The organism is Sodalis sp. RH19, assembly GCF_047324215.1.
GTDB lineage: Bacteria > Pseudomonadota > Gammaproteobacteria > Enterobacterales > Enterobacteriaceae > Acerihabitans.
Genome location: NZ_CP178734.1, coordinates 1,949,402 through 1,968,253, shown reverse-complemented (window position 1 = coordinate 1,968,253; position 18,852 = coordinate 1,949,402). Strand labels below are relative to the sequence as shown.

15 protein-coding genes are annotated in these 18,852 nt (G+C 57.7%); 7 read left to right on the top strand and 8 right to left on the bottom strand.

The window, feature by feature from the left end; translation table 11 throughout:
* Positions 1-56: 56 nt before the first annotated feature.
* The gene (locus ACL2XF_RS08820) at positions 57-662 is read right to left on the bottom strand and encodes an FMN-dependent NADH-azoreductase (RefSeq protein WP_410015165.1); all 606 of its coding nucleotides are present in this window, start codon (positions 660-662) and stop codon (positions 57-59) included.
* A gap of 232 nt (positions 663-894) precedes the next feature.
* On the opposite strand from ACL2XF_RS08820, the gene hrpA reads away from it, so the two are divergent.
* Positions 895-4,782 carry an ATP-dependent RNA helicase HrpA gene (gene hrpA, locus ACL2XF_RS08815; protein WP_413728450.1) on the top strand — a complete coding sequence of 1,296 codons (3,888 nt, stop codon included), beginning with the start codon at positions 895-897 and terminating at the stop codon, positions 4,780-4,782.
* Between the two features lie 33 nt (positions 4,783-4,815).
* Here hrpA and ACL2XF_RS08810 read toward each other — a convergent pair whose 3' ends face one another.
* The 4 genes from ACL2XF_RS08810 to rstA form a co-directional block, all read right to left on the bottom strand.
* The gene (locus tag ACL2XF_RS08810) at positions 4,816-5,637 is read right to left on the bottom strand and encodes a trypsin-like serine peptidase (RefSeq protein WP_410015163.1); all 822 of its coding nucleotides are present in this window, start codon (positions 5,635-5,637) and stop codon (positions 4,816-4,818) included.
* A 396-nt stretch (positions 5,638-6,033) separates the two neighbouring features.
* The gene (asr, locus tag ACL2XF_RS08805) at positions 6,034-6,375 is read right to left on the bottom strand and encodes an acid resistance repetitive basic protein Asr (protein ID WP_413722817.1); all 342 of its coding nucleotides are present in this window, start codon (positions 6,373-6,375) and stop codon (positions 6,034-6,036) included.
* Positions 6,376-6,616: 241 nt separating this feature from the next.
* Positions 6,617-7,930, bottom strand: a complete 1,314-nt coding sequence (gene rstB, locus ACL2XF_RS08800; protein WP_413722818.1) for a two-component system sensor histidine kinase RstB — start codon at positions 7,928-7,930, stop codon at positions 6,617-6,619.
* Positions 7,927-8,652, bottom strand: coding sequence for a two-component system response regulator RstA (gene rstA / locus ACL2XF_RS08795; protein WP_410015160.1), 726 nt, complete (start codon positions 8,650-8,652; stop codon positions 7,927-7,929). Before rstA ends, rstB begins: the two co-directional genes overlap by 4 nt.
* A 292-nt stretch (positions 8,653-8,944) precedes the next feature.
* On the opposite strand from rstA, the gene ACL2XF_RS08790 reads away from it, so the two are divergent.
* Positions 8,945-9,370 carry a hypothetical protein gene (locus ACL2XF_RS08790; RefSeq protein WP_410015159.1) on the top strand — a complete coding sequence of 142 codons (426 nt, stop codon included), beginning with the start codon at positions 8,945-8,947 and terminating at the stop codon, positions 9,368-9,370.
* 104 nt (positions 9,371-9,474) lie between these two features.
* Here ACL2XF_RS08790 and ydgH read toward each other — a convergent pair whose 3' ends face one another.
* Complete coding sequence (gene ydgH, locus ACL2XF_RS08785) at positions 9,475-10,428, bottom strand: DUF1471 family protein YdgH (protein WP_410015158.1); 954 nt, start codon at positions 10,426-10,428, stop codon at positions 9,475-9,477.
* 330 nt (positions 10,429-10,758) lie between these two features.
* On the opposite strand from ydgH, the gene pntA reads away from it, so the two are divergent.
* Positions 10,759-12,285 (top strand): Re/Si-specific NAD(P)(+) transhydrogenase subunit alpha, encoded by a 1,527-nt coding sequence (gene pntA / locus ACL2XF_RS08780; protein WP_410015157.1) that lies wholly within the window; start codon positions 10,759-10,761, stop codon positions 12,283-12,285.
* 11 nt (positions 12,286-12,296) lie between these two features.
* Positions 12,297-13,685, top strand: coding sequence for a Re/Si-specific NAD(P)(+) transhydrogenase subunit beta (gene pntB / locus ACL2XF_RS08775; protein WP_410015156.1), 1,389 nt, complete (start codon positions 12,297-12,299; stop codon positions 13,683-13,685).
* Between the two features lie 580 nt (positions 13,686-14,265).
* On the opposite strand, the gene uspE is transcribed toward pntB, so the two are convergent.
* Complete coding sequence (uspE, locus tag ACL2XF_RS08770) at positions 14,266-15,219, bottom strand: universal stress protein UspE (RefSeq protein WP_410015155.1); 954 nt, start codon at positions 15,217-15,219, stop codon at positions 14,266-14,268.
* Between the two features lie 141 nt (positions 15,220-15,360).
* Positions 15,361-16,113: a fumarate/nitrate reduction transcriptional regulator Fnr gene (fnr, locus tag ACL2XF_RS08765; protein ID WP_331119250.1), complete on the bottom strand. Its 753-nt coding sequence runs from the start codon at positions 16,111-16,113 to the stop codon at positions 15,361-15,363.
* A gap of 207 nt (positions 16,114-16,320) precedes the next feature.
* Here fnr and ACL2XF_RS08760 point away from each other — a divergent pair, with 207 nt between their 5' ends.
* The 3 genes from ACL2XF_RS08760 (at position 16,321) to tam (ending at position 18,727) form a co-directional block, all read left to right on the top strand.
* Positions 16,321-17,229 carry an L-lactate dehydrogenase gene (locus ACL2XF_RS08760; protein WP_410015154.1) on the top strand — a complete coding sequence of 303 codons (909 nt, stop codon included), beginning with the start codon at positions 16,321-16,323 and terminating at the stop codon, positions 17,227-17,229.
* Between the two features lie 143 nt (positions 17,230-17,372).
* Positions 17,373-17,933, top strand: coding sequence for a DNA endonuclease SmrA (gene smrA / locus ACL2XF_RS08755; protein WP_410015153.1), 561 nt, complete (start codon positions 17,373-17,375; stop codon positions 17,931-17,933).
* A 17-nt stretch (positions 17,934-17,950) separates the two neighbouring features.
* A complete protein-coding gene (gene tam, locus ACL2XF_RS08750) occupies positions 17,951-18,727 on the top strand; it encodes a trans-aconitate 2-methyltransferase (RefSeq protein ID WP_410015152.1) in 777 nt (258 codons plus the stop codon).
* Positions 18,728-18,852: the final 125 nt, after the last annotated feature.

Genomic DNA, 18,852 nt, shown 5'->3' with positions numbered 1-18,852 from the left:
ACGTCGGGATGCAGGGTGTCTTGAAGACCTTACCCATCATGGCCGCCGTCACGGCATCAGGCGGCGATAAACTGGCTGATGGCGGCTTTAGCGTCTTCCTGGGCTTTGCCCGCCACTTCCGGACCGTAGGCCACGCCTTCGGCAAACACGAATTCCACGTCGGTGATGCCGAGGAAGCCCAGCATCAGGCGCAGATAGGACGTCACCAGATCGCTGGGGGTGTCTTTATGGATACCGCCGCGGGTGGTCAGCACCACCGCTTTTTTGTTTTTTACCAGGCCTTCAGGGCCTTGTTCGCTGTAGCGAAAGGTCACGCCGGCGCGCGCAATCAGGTCAATATAATTCTTTAACTGGGTAGGGATGTTGAAGTTGTACATCGGCGCGGCAATGACGATCACGTCGTTGGCCTGCAGCTCATTGATCAATTCATCGGATAAATCCAACGCTTCCTGCTGGCGGGGCGTCAGGGTTGCGTCGGCCGGGCGCAGGGCGCCGACCAGCTCGCCGTCCAGCACCGGTACCGGCTGCGCGGCCAGGTCGCGTACCGTAATCTCGTCGCCGCTGTGGTTTTTTTGCCATTGTTCGATAAAGAAGTCGGCCAGCTGGTTGGACTGGGAAAACGTGGCAAGAATACTCGATTTAAGAATTAATACTTTGCTCATCAGATGTTCCTTATAATTCAATAGGTCATTAACCCTTAGGCGTTGAGAAACACTCTATTGATTATCCTCCCGCAGTGATAGCGCAATATTTCGAGCTGTTTGTTCGAATTTCCTGAACGATGGGAAAGGCGGCTAAAGCCGGCGCCGGGGATATGGTAAACTAACGGCATAAGCACATTCTATTCGGGCCGGAACAGCGCCTGTATCCGGTCGCAGTATAAGGAAAGGTATCGTGAAGTCATCGCTGGCGGCACTGTCCGCTTCGCTGGAGTCGGTTATGCTCCGCGATAAAACAGTTTTACGTCGCCGTCTGCAGGGGGCGCAAAAAGTCACCCGGCCCGAGGCGCAGACCGCTATCGCCGAGCAAATCGCCGCCGATATCCAGGCGTCCGCGCAACGCGCGGCAAACCGCCTGGCCGCCCGCCCGGCCATAACCTATCCGGAAAATCTGCCGGTCAGCCAGAAACGCCAGGATATTCTCCAGGCCATCCGCGATAACCAGGTGGTGATTGTCGCCGGTGAAACCGGCTCCGGCAAGACCACCCAGATCCCCAAGATCTGCCTGGAGCTGGGGCGCGGCATCACCGGTCTCATCGGCCATACCCAGCCCCGGCGCCTGGCGGCGCGCAGCGTGGCCGATCGCATCGCCCAGGAGCTGGCGGTGCCGTTGGGCGGGGCGGTGGGGTATAAGGTGCGTTTTAACGATCAGATAAGCGACAACACGCTGGTCAAGCTGATGACCGACGGTATCCTGCTGGCGGAAATACAGCAGGATCGGCAACTGCTGCAGTACGACACCCTGATTATCGACGAAGCGCATGAACGCAGCCTGAATATCGATTTTATCCTCGGGTATCTGCATCAGCTATTGCCGAAACGTCCGGACTTAAAGGTGATTATCACATCCGCGACCATCGACCCGCAGCGCTTTTCGCGCCATTTTAACAACGCGCCGATTATCGAGGTTTCCGGACGCACTTATCCGGTGGAGGTGCGCTATCGTCCGGTGGTGGAGAGCGAGGAGGACGGCGACCGTGACGTGTCCCAGGCCATTTTCGACGCGGTGGATGAACTCAGCCACGAGGCGCCGGGGGATATTCTGATCTTTATGAGCGGCGAGCGTGAAATCCGCGACACCGCCGATGGCCTGAACAAGCTCAACCTGCCCCATACCGAGGTGCTGCCGCTGTACGCCCGCCTGTCCAATAGCGAACAGAACCGGGTATTCCAGTCCCACAGCGGCCGGCGTATCGTGCTGGCGACCAATGTGGCGGAAACCTCGTTGACCGTGCCCGGCATTAAATATGTTATCGACCCCGGCACCGCGCGCATCAGCCGCTACAGTTTCCGCACCAAGGTGCAACGGCTGCCCATCGAGGCGGTGTCGCAGGCCTCCGCCAACCAGCGCAAAGGGCGCTGCGGCCGCATATCCGACGGTATCTGCATCCGGTTGTATTCAGAACAGGATTTTCTCTCCCGGCCGGAATTTACCGATCCTGAAATCCTGCGCACCCATCTGGCCTCGGTCATCCTGCAGATGACCGCGCTCGGCCTTGGCGATATCGCCGCCTTCCCGTTTGTGGAAGCGCCGGACAAGCGGCAAATCCAGGACGGCGTGCGGTTATTGGAGGAGCTGGGGGCGCTGGAGGCAGAATCCGCGCGCGGCTACCGGCTTAGCCCGCTGGGCCGCCAGCTGGCGCAGCTGCCGCTCGACCCCAGGCTGGCCAGGATGGTGCTTGAAGCGCGTAATAATGCCTGCGTGCGCGAGGTGATGGTGATCGCCGCCGCGTTGTCCATCCAGGATCCGCGCGAGCGGCCGATGGATAAAAAACAGGCCGCCGACGAAAAACACCGCCGTTTCGCCGATAAAGAATCGGATTTTATCGCCTTCGTCAAATTGTGGGATTATGTGCAGGAACAGCAGAAGACGCTGTCCTCCAGCCAGTTTCGCCGTCAGTGCCGGGTCGATTTCCTCAGCTACCTGCGGGTACGCGAATGGCAGGATGTCTATACCCAGCTGCGACAGACGGTAAAAACCCTCGGGCTGCCGGTCAATACCCAGCCCGCGGATTATCGCGGCCTGCACTGCGCCCTGTTGTCGGGCCTGCTGTCCCATATCGGGCAAAAGGACGCTGAAAAACAAGAATACACCGGCGCGCGCAACGCCCGTTTTGCCATTTACCCCGGTTCGGGGCTGTTTAAAAAACCGCCTAAATGGACCATGGTGGCCGAACTGGTGGAGACCACCCGGCTGTGGGGGCGCATTGCCGCGCGCATCGATCCGGAATGGATAGAGCCGCTGGCCCCGCATCTGGTTAAAAGCAGCTACAGCGAGCCGCATTGGGAAAAGGCGGCCGGATCGGTGATGGCGGTGGAGAAAGTCACCTTGCTGGGGCTGCCCATCGTGGCCGGCCGCAAGGTCAATTACAGCGCTATCGATCCGGCGCTGTGCCGTGAACTGTTTATTCGTTTCGCGCTGGTGGCCGGCGAGTGGCAGACCCGGCACGCGTTTTTCCATGCCAACCGCAAGCTGTTGACGGAGGTGGAGGAGCTGGAGCATAAATCACGCCGCCGCGATATCCTGGTGGATGACGAGACGCTGTTTGCCTTTTACGATCGGCGCATCGGCGCGGAGGTGGTCTCGGCGCGGCATTTTGACAGCTGGTGGCGAGACGCGGCCAAACAGGACCCTGATCTGCTTAACTTTGAAAAAAGCATGCTGATCAATCCGGGCGCGGATGCGATAAGCGCCCTGGATTACCCCAACGTTTGGCACCAGGGCAATCTGAAATTAAAACTCAGCTATCAGTTCGAACCCGGCGCGGACGCGGACGGCGTCACGGTGCATATCCCGCTGCCGGTACTTAACCAGGTCACCGCCGCCGGTTTTGACTGGCAGATCCCGGGCGTGCGGCGGGAGCTTATCATTGCGCTGATTAAATCGCTGCCTAAGCCGTTACGGCGTAACTTTGTGCCGGCGCCCAATTACGCCGAAGCCTTTCTCGGCAGGGCCACGCCCGCCGACGGGCCGCTGCTCGATACGCTGGAGCGCGAGCTCAAGCGCATGACCGGGGTGGGCATCGACCGCGACGCCTGGCAGTGGGATCAGGTGCCGGATCATCTGAAAATCTCGTTCCGGGTGGTGGATGATAAACATAAGACGCTGGCAGAAAGCCGGGATCTCGACGCGCTGAAGCTGCAGCTAAAAGACAATGTGCAGCAAACCCTTTCCGCCGTGGCCGACGACGGCCTGGAGCAGCGTGATTTACATCTGTGGAGCTTTGGCGATTTACCCGAGCGCTATGAGCAAAAAAGAGGCGGCTATTCGCTCAAGGCTTATCCGGCGCTGGTGGATGAAAAAGACAGCGTGGCTATCCGCCTGTTTGAAACCGAGCACGATCAGCGCCGGGCGATGTGGCAGGGCATCCGGCGCCTGTTGCTGATCAATATCCCCTCGCCGATAAAATACCTGCATGAAAAATTGCCTAACAAAGCCAAGCTGGGGCTGTATTTCAATCCATTCGGCAAGGTGATGGAGCTGATTGACGACTGCATTACCTGCGGCGTCGACAAGCTTATCGAGCAGCGCGGCGGCCTGGTCTGGCGCGAGGAGCAGTTTGCCGAACTGCAGGAATACGTGCGCGCCAACCTGAACCCGACGGTGGTGGAGATTGCCGGGCAGGTGGAGCAAATCCTGACGGCGGTGTTCGCCATCAATAAACGCCTGAAAGGACGGGTGGATATCAGCCTGGCCCTGGCGCTGTCGGACATCAAGGCGCAGCTGGGCGGCCTGGTTTATCGCGGTTTTGTCACCGGCAACGGCTGGCGACGGCTGCCCGATACGCTGCGTTATCTGCAGGCCCTGGAACGCCGCCTGGAAAAACTGCCCAACGATGTGCATCGCGATCGCGCCCAGATGTTGAAAGTCGAGCAGGTGCAGCAAGCCTGGCGCCAGTGGCTGGACAAGCTGCCGCCGCTGCGGCGCGAAGATGAGGATGTCAGGGAAATCCGCTGGATGATTGAGGAACTGCGGGTCAGCTATTTTGCCCAGCAGCTCGGCACGCCTTATCCCGTCTCGGAAAAACGCATCTTGCAGGCGATGGAACAGATAGCGGGTTAATCGGGAAATGTAACGGGCTACGCTGAAAATCCTTCACTTCGCCAAGGCTTTCCCCGGTTTGTCGGCCAATGCCGACAGGCCATCCTGAATGGCGGTCACCGCCAGCGCGCGGTTATCCGCCCGATAACGGTCCTTGCCCAGCGGGGCGGAACTCTGGATTGCGATTAAACGCCAGCCGGTAAGGGTATACAGCATTAACGGCGAACCGCTGTCGCCCGGCAGAGTGTTGCAGCGATGGGATAACACCTCCGACTGCGCCCAGCCGGTCACCAGGCAATCCTGATGACGATAGAGCGTATCCAGGTGATCCTCGGGATATCCGGCCTGGGTGACCTGGTGATTGGCCTGCTTTAGCTGCAGGGTCAGTTCCTGATGGTCGCCCTGCCACAGCGGCAGTGGTTTGATTTTTTTAAATGTTTTGGTCAGGCGGATAAGGGCGAAATCCAATGCGGCCGCATCGGGCGGCACGATCCAGCCGTCGCCGGAGGGTTTCAGGCGTTGACCCAGCTGTTTGTCGACCAACGTATCAATGGCGCTGGTCTGATAACGCCAGAGCTGGTTTTCCGCCACGAAACGCAACATCACCGCTTTATCAATAACGCCGCCCGCGGTCAGCACGCAATGACCGGCTGTCAGCGCCAGGTGCGGAGAAATCAGAGTGGCGGTGCAGAGATTGCCGCTGGCGGTTTCCACCTGTCCGATGGCTTGCCACGGCCATTCATCCGGCTGGGTGATGGCCTGGCGGTGGTCATGGCCGAAAAACAGCGCCTTCTGTTCTTTACTCAGTCCGGCCGATGCGGCGTTAAAGGTAGCGAGAGGCAACAAACACCACAGCAACAGCGGAACAATACGCATATACAAGCTTGCCTTATGATAAGTGCTGATATCATCCATGAAAAAATATTATCTCAATATAGCTTATAAATAGGGGAATACAGAGAAAAATCGTTGTGTTTCAGCACGCTAAAACAGATCGCCGTTAAGGCGGAAAATACGCAGGCGCTGGGCAAGGGAAGGGACTTAAATAAAAAAGAAGGTGCTGACAACGGCGCAAATAATCAGGCAACCCAGGATGATTTCATACCTATATCGGCGCAGCATAGACGAAGCCTTAAGAAACCGACACCCGGCGAACCGGGTGTCGGTGAGTCAATAATAATGCGCTAAAATGACTATTTCATCAGCTCTGACAGCCATGATATTCCGACTCCGGCCTGAACGGCGTTAAACCAGGTTCAGGCGCTGCGCATCTTATGATGCAGGGGTCGTGGTGGCAGCGGCAGCGGCCGGAGCGGCTTTCTTATGCTGCACTTTTTTCACGTGTTTTTTAGCGGCCTGGGCAGTCTGCGCCGGAGCGGCTTTCTTCACTTTCTTCACGTGTTTTTTAGCGGCCTGGGCAGTTTGCGCAGGGGCTGCTTTTTTCACTTTCTTCACGTGTTTCTTGTGAGTAGTCGTGGTGGTTTTAGCCGGTGCAGCGGTAGTCGTGGTGGTGGTCGTCGCGGCAGGAGCGGTAGTCGTAGTGGTATCGGCGGCAAACGCAGCGGTGGACAATCCCATGGCGGCAGCAATAACCAGTGCAAGTACTTTCTTCATTGTCAAATCCTCAGAATTGCGGTTTCTATTTACAACCCCGATTCGGGGCCGGTGAAGACACAATAAGGATTTAACGCCGCGTTGTCCGTGAGTGTTTGGTTTCGGCGTGTAACCGAATGTACAGGCGGAGAAACAAAGAGGTACCACCCTCGCTGCTGTATTTTAGTTACAACATACAATTACGTGTATCCATCCACCACCTCGACCACGGATATCTTCTGACATCCCGCGGCCACGCAGGTTACAGCGGGCTTTTCAGCGCCAGCGGGTCGCGCGCGCCCTGGTTTACCGGCCAGCGGTATAAAAAGCTGGCCCCGCCGAGCGGGCTCTCGTTCACCGCCACCTGGCCTTCATGCGCCAGGGCGATGGAGCGTACGATCGCCAGACCCAGCCCGCAGCCGCCGGTGCTGCGGTCGCGGCTGGGGTCGAGACGGACGAAAGGCTCGAACACGCGCAGGCGCTCATCCTGGGGAATGCCCGGCCCGTCGTCGTCAACCTGCAGGAAGCCGTAACCTCGCTCGATGCCGAGCCGGACCATAACGGCTTCCCGACTGTAGCGCAGCGCATTATTCACCAGATTATCCAGCACCCGTTCCATTAGCCGCGCATCGACCTGGCCGAAATCGCCGGAGGCAGTGATTTCCTGGCCGATAATACGTTCCGGATGCAATAACCTGATGTCCTTGAGTTTTTCCGTAAGCCAGGTGGGCAGGTCCATGGGTGCCAGGTTAAGCGTGACCTGGGGCCGGTCGAGCCGGGCGAAGGTTAACAGCTCATCAATCAAGCCTTCCAGCTGGCTGACATCATGATTCAGCCGTTCCTGTTCCGCGGTGGACAGCCCTTCGCTCATGGCCAATCGATAGCGTAGCCGCACCAACGGAGTGCGCAACTCGTGGGCGATATTATCGATAAGCTGTTTTTTACTGGCGATCAGGGTATTAACATTATCCGCCATCTGGTTGAAGGCTACGCCGAGACGCAGCAGGCTTGATGCGCTGTCGAAATGGATGCGTTCTTCCAGGAACCCTGCGCCCAGGCGCTGCGCCGCCGTTTCCAACCGCAGCATGTCCTGCCAGTGCGGCCGCATCCAGATAAATACCGGAAACGCCAGGGAGAGTCCGATAAAGACCAGCAGCGCCAAATCCAGTAACCGCATTTCATGAATAAAAAACAGATAGGGTATGGGGCCGACCGCCAGCACATAATTACTGCGCGGTATGCGCTGGATAAAAGTGTATTCATCGTCCAGGGCGACGATTTCGCCACGTCTAAGGCGCAGATCGTCATGGGGATTCAACTGGTACTTTTTCAGCGGTTCAATATGCAATTGAAACGACAGGTTAAGATCCAGCTTATTGATGGTTTTATTCCAATCGCGCGGCGGCGTGGCGCGCAGCTCGTTGCGCAGCAGATAAATCGAGCTTTTCATCAGGTCGTCCATTGATTTCCTGCCGGCGCGTTCGGCCGTCACCTTATACACCAGCCCGACCAGTAAGGTCATGACCAGAAAACAGACGAACAGCAGCAGATAAAATTGAATGAACAGTTTCCTCATGACCCGGCGTTCTCCCACGCATTCGGTGCGAACAGGTAGCCTTTATTACGCACGGTTTTAATCCGGAACGGCTCCAGCGCGTTGTCATGAAGTTTTTTCCGCAATCGGGAAATAGCCACGTCGATGCTACGGTCCAAACCGTCATAGCTGACGCCGCGCAGGTTTTTGAGCAAAGCCTCGCGGTCCATAATATGGCCGGCGTGGGTGGCCAACTCCCATAGCAACTCGAAATCCGAGGTCGAGAGCAGAATGGTTTCGGTCCCTAAAATCACCTCGCGATTAATCAGATCGATGCTCAACTGGCCGAAGTGCAGCACGCTGCCGGTCGTGGCCGGCGTCTGCGCGGCGGGGCGCGGGATAAGCGTATTCTGCCGCAGGTGCAGGCGCAGGCGCGCCAGCAGTACCGCCGGCGGCGTCGTTTTAAGGATATAGTCGTTGGCGCCCATCTCCAGCGCCAGAATATGATTCATATCGCTGTCCAGGGAGGTCAGCAGCACGATCGGACCTTCGTATACCGGGCGTAGATCGCGGCAGATGGTCATGCCGTCCTTGCCCGGCAACAGGATATCCAGTAGCACCAGGTCGGGGTTAAGCCGGGTTATCACCTCCTGCGCCCGGTCGCCGCGGGGTTCTATGGTTACCTCGAAGTCATGTTTGCCTAGCCACGCGGCAATCAGGTTGCCGACCTCGGTATCATCTTCAACAAAAACGATCGTGTTCATAACGCCAGTAATCTGCTTAAAATAGGTGAAGGTTATCGGTAGCCGCCATGAGCATACCGCCTGTATTGATGTTGCGCCATCGGATAAGCGTTAATGGTTTTTACCGGTGCGATTTACCGGCGGCCGAACCGCGGCGGCGATAAGGGAGGGCCGGCGGCACAAAATTTTACCATTAAGTGATGGGCGCATCTGGCGCTGATTCGCCTATTATTGATCGCGATATGCTATAATAATCGCCACTTTTTCGAACACGGGCATTCAACTTCGGTTGGTCACGAGAGGAACGGGCTAGATGGCTAATCATCTGCGTGCGACGGCCGGTCAAGGCGAAAAACTCTGCTTTGATTATACGAATTATCTTTCGGCTAGTTGCAAAAAACGCTGGAGTTTCATCGACGCGATTTATGGCGTAATGCCCATCTTCGGCATTGTCACTAAAACCCCGCAGAAACATGTCCAAACCCGGCAGGAGCAGTTGAAGGCCCTGGCGCTGCAAGTCCTGTCCACCCAGGTCAATGATGAAACCAATGTCATCAGGCTGATTGCCCTGGCGCAGCAGCAGGGTATCGGACGCTTTGATATCAAGCTGCCGTATTCCTTGGATCGCGCGCAGCTCGGCGCAATCCAGCAGGAATTTGGCGAGCAGCTGTTGCTTAACCAGCATGACGAGCGATTGTCCGTGGTGCTGCCGCTGGTAAGCGAAAATCCCGCCGCCTGACGGCAGCCAATAAAAATGGGCAAGTTTCCTTGCCCATCGCGCTGCGCGTCATTCTCATTGTCCTGCATTCCGGCCTGCCAACGACACGCCGGACGGCGGATTCGCTATTTAAACAAATCGGCGCTGACGGTCAGGTTGCCGCCGCTCTGGTTTTGTTCCCATTGCCGGGTAATATGATAATATTTGGCGCCTTTTTTCGCGCCGAGCCGGGCGACTTCATGCGCCACGTCGGTTGAACTGTTGTAATGCCCGGTGAAGGTCACGGAATCGAAAGGCACCATTTGCGCCGCGGTGATTTTATTGACTTCCTGCACTTTAGTGCCGTCGGGTAGCGTTACAGTGTAACGACCGCCGGTGGTGGATTGCGTTTCATAGAACCGGCCGACGGTACGACTCGGTGACTCGGACGAAGCCACCCCGGGAATTTCGACCTTGGCGGCGGCGGCGCCGCCGGCGGCCAGCGCGGCTTTACCCGCCTGCGAATCGGCGGGGATGGCGTCCGGGCTTTGCACTACGCGCTTGGCGGCGTCGGCTTTGTACACGTAGGCGGTAACAAACTGATTGCCGCCTTCGTTGGCGTCAATTTGGCGCACGATAAAGAATGAGGCCGCGCCCTTGGCCTGGGCGGCTTTGGAAATGGCGTCGTTGATATCAGGCTGGCTATGGAAAAAGCCTTTTACGCTGACGGTGTCATACGGTTCCAGCAGGTTGGCTTCCTGGCGCGGCAGTTCTTTTACGCCGTTAAAATAGCGGTATTGGGTTTCCTGCGAGGCGGCGGGGGCGTCCTTATGATACAGGTCCGCGGTGACGCGCCAGTTGCCGCTGTTGTTGGCGTCGTTAATGCCCTGGATATAATAGGCGTAGGCGCCTTTGGCATCGGCGCGGCGCGAAATCTCATCGTTGGCGTCGCCAATGGCGTTAAACCGCCCGGTAATCGTAATCCGGTCAAACGGCTGCAGACTGGCGGCTTTTTCCGGCGTCAGCTCTTGGGCTGCCTGCGCGGATAACGCCGTCAAAGTGAGTAACGCAGAGACCAAAAATGTGTTCTTCAGCTTCATAAAAAATCCTTTCGACAAACGCTTTCAGGCTAAACATGCTGAACTGTTGATGTATAACAGATTAGCTGGCGATTATGGCATGTAATAATGGTGAGTGTCTCAGCAATTTATGTCACTGTGAATAACAATTGCTTGAGCAGGGGCAAACAGTACGCCAATTTTAGGGGAAAATGCTGTTTGTCCGCACAAAATATAGACCGCTGAAACTATTTTCAGTAGGTTATTGTGTGGCTCTTGTAGGGTGATCCCAGGGTCTACCGTATGACACATTTGACTTTTGGGTCAGGATGACGGTTATCTTCAAAAAAAACGGTTAAAAAAGGGAAAGCTATGCGTATTGGTGTACCAAAAGAACGCCTGGCCAATGAGGCCCGCGTTGCCGCAACGCCCAAAACGGTAGAGCAGTTGCTCAAACTCGGCTTTACCGTGGCGATTGAAAGCGGCGCAGGCAAACTGGCCAGTTTTGAAGACGCGGCCTTTCTGGCGGCCGGCGCCTCTGTTACAGATACCGCCGATGTCTGGCAATCCGATATCATCCTCAAGGTCAATGCGCCGCTGGATGATGAAATTCCGCTCATCAAACCGGGCAGCACACTGGTCAGTTTTATCTGGCCGGCGCAGAATCCTGCGCTGCTGGAAAAACTCAGCGCCAGCAAGATCACCGCGATGGCGATGGATTCGGTGCCGCGCATTTCCCGCGCGCAGTCCCTGGACGCCCTGAGCTCCATGGCCAATATCGCCGGTTACCGCGCCATAGTGGAAGCCGCCCATGAATTCGGCCGTTTTTTCACCGGCCAGATTACGGCGGCGGGTAAAGTACCGCCGGCCAAAGTGATGATTATCGGCGCGGGCGTCGCCGGGCTTGCCGCCATCGGCGCGGCGGGCAGCATGGGCGCCATAGTGCGCGCCTTCGATACCCGTCCCGAAGTCAAGGAGCAGGTCCAGAGCATGGGCGCGGAATTCCTTGAGCTGGATTTTGAAGAAGAGGCGGGCAGCGGCGACGGTTATGCCAAAGTGATGTCTGAGGCGTTTATCAAGGCCGAAATGGCGTTGTTCGCCGCCCAGGCGCAGGATGTGGATATCATTGTCACCACCGCGCTGATCCCCGGCCGGCCGGCGCCGAAGCTTATCACCAAAGAAATGGTCGCCTCGATGAAACCGGGCAGCGTGATTGTCGACCTGGCCGCGCAAACCGGCGGCAACTGCGAGCTGACCGTGGCCGATACCATCACCGTTACCGATAACGGCGTGCGGATTATCGGTTATACCGATCTGCCGAGCCGTTTGCCGACCCAGTCCTCCCAGCTCTACGGCACCAACCTGGTCAACCTGCTGAAACTGCTGTGCAAAGAAAAAAACGGCGAGATCCTGGTGGACTTCGACGATACGGTCATTCGCGGCGTCACGGTAGTCAAAGACGGCGAACTGACCTGGCCGGCTCCACCGATCCAGGTTTCCGCCCAGCCGCAGAAGCCGACCGCCGCTCCGCTGCCGAAACCGGTTGCCAAACCCAGTTCGCCGGCCCTGAAATATGGCCTGATTGCGCTGGCGATTATTTTATTCGGCTGGCTGGCCAACGTGGCGCCGCGTGATTTCCTGTCGCATTTCACCGTGTTTGCCCTGGCCTGTATCGTGGGTTATTACGTTGTCTGGAACGTGAGTCACGCGTTGCACACGCCGCTGATGTCGGTAACCAACGCTATTTCCGGGATAATTGTTGTTGGTGCGCTGCTGCAAATCGGCCATGGCGGATGGGTGTCTTTCCTTTCCTTTATCGCCGTGCTGATTGCCAGTATCAATATTTTCGGTGGCTTCACCGTGACTCAGCGCATGCTGAAAATGTTCCGTAAAAATTAAGGGGTAAACCCATGTCTGAAGGATTAGTGACGGCGGCGTATATAGTTGCCGCTATTTTATTTATTTTCAGCCTGGCGGGGTTGTCCAAACACGAAAGCTCACGGCAGGGCAATCTGTTTGGTGTCAGCGGGATGGCGATTGCGCTTATCGCCACCATTTTTGGCCCCCATGCCGGCAATGTCGGCTGGATCATCGTCGCCATGGTGATAGGCGGCAGCATCGGGGTTTACCTGGCGCGTAAGGTCGAAATGACCGAAATGCCCGAACTGGTGGCCATCCTCCACAGCTTTGTCGGCCTGGCCGCCGTCCTGGTGGGCTTTAACAGCTATCTCGATCATGGCGATATCATCAATGCGGTGATGGAAAATATCCATCTGACCGAAGTGTTTTTAGGCATCTTTATCGGTGCGGTCACCTTTACCGGTTCGATTGTGGCGTTTGGCAAACTGCGCGGTAAAATTTCCTCGCGCCCGCTGATGTTGCCGTACCGCCATCATATGAACCTGGCGGCATTGGTCGTGTCGTTCCTGCTGCTGGTGCTGTTTGTCAGGACCGAAAGCGTCGCCCTGCAATCCATCGCGCTGCTGCTGATGACCATTATCGCGCTGGTGTTCGGCTGGCACCTGGTGGCTTCCATCGGCGGGGCCGATATGCCGGTGGTCGTGTCGATGCTGAACTCCTATTCGGGGTGGGCGGCGGCGGCGGCGGGTTTTATGCTCAGCAACGACTTGCTGATCGTGACCGGCGCCCTGGTAGGGTCATCGGGGGCGATACTGTCCTATATCATGTGTAAAGCCATGAACCGCTCGTTCCTGAGCGTGATTGCCGGCGGGTTCGGCACCGACGGCTCCGGCGGCGGCGAAGAAACCGAGATGGGCGAATATCGCGAAACCACGGCGGAAGAAGTGGCCGAGCTGTTAAAAGGCTCGAGTACCGTCATTATCACCCCCGGCTACGGCATGGCGGTAGCGCAGGCCCAGTATCCGGTGCATGATATCACCGCCAAGCTGATTGCCCGCGGCATCAAGGTCCGCTTCGGCATCCATCCGGTGGCGGGGCGTTTGCCCGGGCATATGAATGTGCTGCTGGCGGAAGCCAAGGTGCCTTACGATGTGGTGCTGGAAATGGATGAGATCAACGAGGATTTCAGCAGCACCGACACCGTGCTGGTGATCGGCGCCAACGATACCGTTAACCCGGCGGCGCAGGAAGATCCGCGCAGCCCGATTGCGGGGATGCCGGTACTGGAAGTGTGGAAAGCGCAGAATGTGATCGTGTTTAAGCGCTCCATGAACACCGGCTACGCCGGGGTGCAGAATCCGCTGTTCTTCAAGGAAAACACCCAGATGCTGTTTGGCGATGCCAAGGCCAGCGTCGAGGCGATCTTGCGCGCGTTATGATGTGATGGGATAGTGCCGCAAAGGTTTCGCTTGCCATCCGTTGGGTGACTATATGCTTAGCCGGGCGCAGGCAAGCGATAAGGAGGGCCATACGCCTGGCCCTCCTTAACCTCCGTGCGTCCGGCAGATCGCGCGCCGCTGCGCGGTCCCTGGCTTCACTGCATCACAGCTTTGGACCGTACGGGATGCGCTCCAGGCGCAGCCCGTCCTTTCGCCGCTCCCGGCGGCTCATCCAGCCGTGATTTGCAAAGCCAGCGCACTCTATGCCGGATCAACGTCAACACCATAGTCTGCATGACATGGTGTTTTTTATTTATGGAAGCAGGCATGTTTCGGGGAAACTATCGACTGTCGGTATCTTGATGCAACGTCCCGTCCACCAAGGCAACAGCAACGCAATTTCTGCATAAATGCAATGCGTAAAGCGACATTTAACCCGGCATAAAGCGCGCTGACGGCGCCAATGACCCCGGCACGAGCCGCCGGGAGCGGATCGAGGCCCGGTTGCGCCTGGAACGCATAACCGGGCCGGTGCATAACGGAAGCATTGGCGGCATAAGCCAATAACCCACGCCGATCTTTATTCGTACTTATCGCCGCCTTCCAGCGTCACCGGCGAGACATAGTCGTCCGGCTTGATAGCCAGCAAATCGCATTTCAGATGATCGATCACCAATTCGGTGGTATTGCCGATGAACGCGGCGGAAAACCCGGTGCGGCCGATGCTGCCCAGCACCACCACACCGGCATCCAGATGCTCGGCCAGATCGGGAATGACTTCCTCCGGCAGGCCTTTTTCCACATGGGTGAATTTTTCATCCAGCTGGAATTTCTGGCGCAGGCTTTTCATCGCGATCAAATGCTGGCCGCGAATGGCATCGTTATAGACGCTGGGATCAAAATCCGGCAGTTCAATGGCGATATTAATGGGCGTGACCGGGTAGGCGCCCACCAAATGAACCTCGGTCTGGTTCACCTGTTTCGCCAGGGCCAGGGTTTCGGTGACCAGCTTGATGTTCAGGGGATCGTGATACGGCTCCTCGCCGGAGAGATTGACCGCCACCAGCGCCTTGCCGCCTTCCGGCCACGGCTGATCCTTCACCATCCAGACCGGGCAGGGGCATTTGCGCAGCAAATGCCAGTCTGTCGGGGTAAATATCACTGATTCAAACCTGTCGTGCTGATGGGCCATTTTCAGCACCAGGTCGTGTTTATGGGCGATGACTTCCTGGATAATGGCTTCGAACGGACGGTTATGCCACACCACCTTGATTTCGATGGGCACGCCGCTGCTCAAGTAGTGCTGGCACTGCTCCTCTATCCAGGCGGTACGCTGGCTGATGACGCCCTGGCGCATCGCGGTGCGTTCGTCGGGGGAGAGCAGCGTGGTCATTTCGTAGGAAAAATCATAGATGGGCAGGAAGGCTTTGATGGAACCGCCCAATTGATGCACCAGATACACGGCCCGGCGCAGGGCGGGCTGATCATCCTGGTTAGGATCGATTGCGACTAATAAATTGCGATACTTGGCCATTAAGAGACTCCTTCATTTCTGTAATGCCACAGAATGTTAAAATAAGAGTAACTCATTGGAACAATCACGGACAGAAGAGAAGTGAAGCCGGATCAATAAAATAGAAAATTATGTCCCCGGCCGGAGGCTAAATGCTTGTTATCAACTGACCTTTTGCGGCGTGCCGGCCAGCTCCGACAACGCTTCGCCGTCTTCAATGGTGATGTATTTACCTTTCACCGCCAGCATGCCGCTTTTCTGGAACCGGCCCAGCAGGCGGCTGATGGTCTCGACGGTCAGGCCGAGATAGTTGCCGATATCGCCCCGGGTCATGGTCAGGCGAAATTCACGGGGTGAGAAGCCGCGCTGGGCAAAACGCCGCGACAGATTATAGACAAAAGCCGCCAGCCGTTCCTCGGCGTTCTTTTTAGACAGCAGCAGGATCATATCCTGATCGCCCTTAATTTCGCCGCTCATGAGCCGCATCATCTGCTGGCGCAGGTTGGGCATCTTGCCGGACAGGTCGTCGAGGGTTTCAAAGGGGATCTCGCATACCATCGAGGTTTCCAGCGCCTGGGCGAAGCTGGGATGCTGGCCGGCGCCGATGGCGTCGAAGCCCACCAGATCGCCCGCCAGATGAAAGCCGGTAATCTGCTCGTCGCCCTGCTCGGTGATGGTGTAGCTTTTGATGGTGCCGGAACGGATGGCGTAGAGGGATTTAAGCTCGTCGCCGGCCTTGAACAGCGCCTGGCCCTTCTGAATGGGTTTTTTGCGCTCGATGATATTGTCGAGCTGGTCCAGCTCGTGTTCATTGAGGGTAAAAGGAATACATAATTGGCTGATACTACAATCCTGACAGTGGATCGCACAACCGCCAGACTGGATTCGTCTGATAATACGCTTTTCCTGGATGATCATATCTCGCCGCTCATGCATTACTTGATTTGGGTCAATTTTACCATCATTTGGTGTCGATGATAAAGTGTCCAGCGACCCTGGTGCACATTTAGCTAAAATATCCCGGGCGCGGGGGACATTTTGCCGGTGGGTTTTGCGTTTTAAAAGGTGTAAGGTAAAAAAAACACGGGGATGAAACACCTTTAACATCAGGGGATAACAGCTATGGGGCGGACAGTAGGCATTATCGGCGCGGGCCATGTGGGGGCCGATACGGCATTTTCCCTGGTGACCCAGGGACTGTGCGACGAAATCGTCTTAATCGACACTAATGAGGCCAAGGCGCGCAGCCAGGGGCTGGAACTGCGCGATATGGCGTCCCTGGTCGCGTCCAGGGTGCATATCGTCGTTAATGATTATGCCGCGCTGCAGCGGGCGCGGGTGGTGGTCATGGCGATCGGGCCGACGACCCTTTTGCGTGAAGACCGGATGGAAGAGCTGGTGGAAACCAGCGCCACGGTCTCGCAGGTGGTGCCGCGCATCATGGCGAGCGGTTTTAGCGGCGTCATTATCAGCATCACCAATCCCTGCGACGTGATTGCCGCCGTCATCCAGAGGGAAAGCGGCCTGCCGGCATCACGGGTGTTCGGCACCGGCACGTCGCTGGATACCGCGCGTATGAAAAGGGTGGTCGGCGAGTTTTTCGCGGTGGATCCCAAAAGCGTCAGCGGCTACGTGATGGGCGAACACGGCGAATCTCAATTTGTCGCCTGGAGCACCGTGCGCATCGGCGGGCTGCCGGTCAGCGAATGGGCCGGCGATAAACAGCCCGATCTGGCGGCAATGAAAGATCAGGTGCGCGCGGGTGGCTGGGAAATTCTGCAGGGCAAGGGCTGGACCAGTTTCGGCATCGGCACCGCCACGGCGCGGCTGGTGGACGCGGTGCTGTCCGACGGGCAGACCGTATTCCCGGTGTCGGCGTGGGATGAGCGGGAAGGGGTGTATATCGGCCAACCGGCCATCGTCGGGGCCGGGGGCATTGAGCGCACGCTGCCGGTGACGCTGGCGCCTGAGGAGCAGCGGGCCTACGCCGCGTCGGCCAGGGTGATCGGCCGCGCCTTCGCGTCTCTCTGAGCGGCCGCCGCCGTCGGGGAGGAAAATAGACCGGCCGTGAAATTACGCCGCCGCCGGTCTATAGTAAACCGGTACTGCAAGTGATGTGTGACTGATTAACACCAGGGCGAAACCGGTCGCCCCGGTAAGCGCGAGTGACAACAATGACCTGTAATGATGAAGATCTGTTCAAAGAGGCCATGGACGATGTCAAACCGCTAAAGGATCCGGCCAACGTGGTTTTCCTGCGGCATAAACCCCCGGTGGCGAGGCGCCGGCCAGACGACGCTGTCGATAATTTCCTTGTCACCGCCCTGCATGACGTCATCCCGCTCGATCTTCCCCTGAGTTATAAGCGGGACGGCATTCAGCAAGGTGTGCTTGATAAGCTGCGCGGCGGCCGCTATCCCATCGAGGCCACCCTGAACCTGACCCGCGCGCCCGTGGAGACCTGCCGGCTGAATCTGTTTGCCTTTATGCTGCGCCTGCAACGCGCGGGCGTGCGCACGGTATTGATTATTCACGGGAAAGGGCGTAATCACGACAGTCATGCCAATATTGTGCGCAGCTTCGTGGCGCGCTGGCTGGCGCAGTTTGACCAAGTACAGGCGTTTTGCAGCGCGCAGGCCTGCCACGGCGGCGCCGGCGCCTGCTACGTAGCGCTGAAAAAATCCGACATTGCCCGTAGCGAGAACCGTGAGCGTTTTGCCCGCCGGGGGCGTTAATTGATGAGGACCGCGCCATGACAGATTGGAATCCCACCCTTTACCGACAATTCGAGGCGGAGAGAACCCGCCCGGCGCTTGAACTGCTGTCGCGCATTCCGCTAACGTCGCCTGCGCGGATAACGGATCTCGGCTGCGGCCCCGGCAACTCCACCCAGGGGCTGCATGAGCGCTTTCCGCAGGCGGTGATAACCGGTATCGACAGTTCGGCCGCCATGCTGGGCAACGCGCGCGCGCGCTTGCCGCAGTGCCGGTTCAGCCAGGAGGATATCACCGCCTGGCGGCCGGACGCCGCTCAGGACATTATTTACGCCAACGCTTCGCTGCAATGGGTGCCGGACCATGAGACCCTGTTTCCCCGGCTGTTTTCCCTGACGGCACCGGGCGGCTGCCTGGCGGTGCAAATGCCGGATAACCGTGAGGAGCCCAGTCACAGCGAAATGCGGCGTATCGCTCAGGAAGCGCCCTGGCGGCAGCATATCGGCGATGCGGCGGGTATCCGGGTAAAGATAGTAAGCGCGCGGGATTATTATGATCTGCTGGCGCCCGATGCGCTATCGGTGGATATCTGGCGCACCACTTATTTCCATGTCATGCCGTCGGCGGGGGCGATCGTGGAATGGCTGCGCGCCACCGGCCTGCGCCCGTTCTTGGAGCGGCTGGACGATGCGCTGCAGGCGTCGTTTATTGCACGCTATCAACAGGCGCTGGTTAACGCTTATCCGGCGCGCGCCGACGGCAAGGTATTGCTGGCGTTCCCGCGCCTGTTTATCGTCGCCATGAAGCGGGTTTAAGCCCCTGCAAACCGGACGTGCGGCGGCCCTTCCCGCGCCGCAACATGGCCGTTGCCGTTGCCGGCGGCATTCCCGCTCCTGGTATCCGTCTCTTCCTCCTATTCCGCAGCGCCTATTTATTGTCT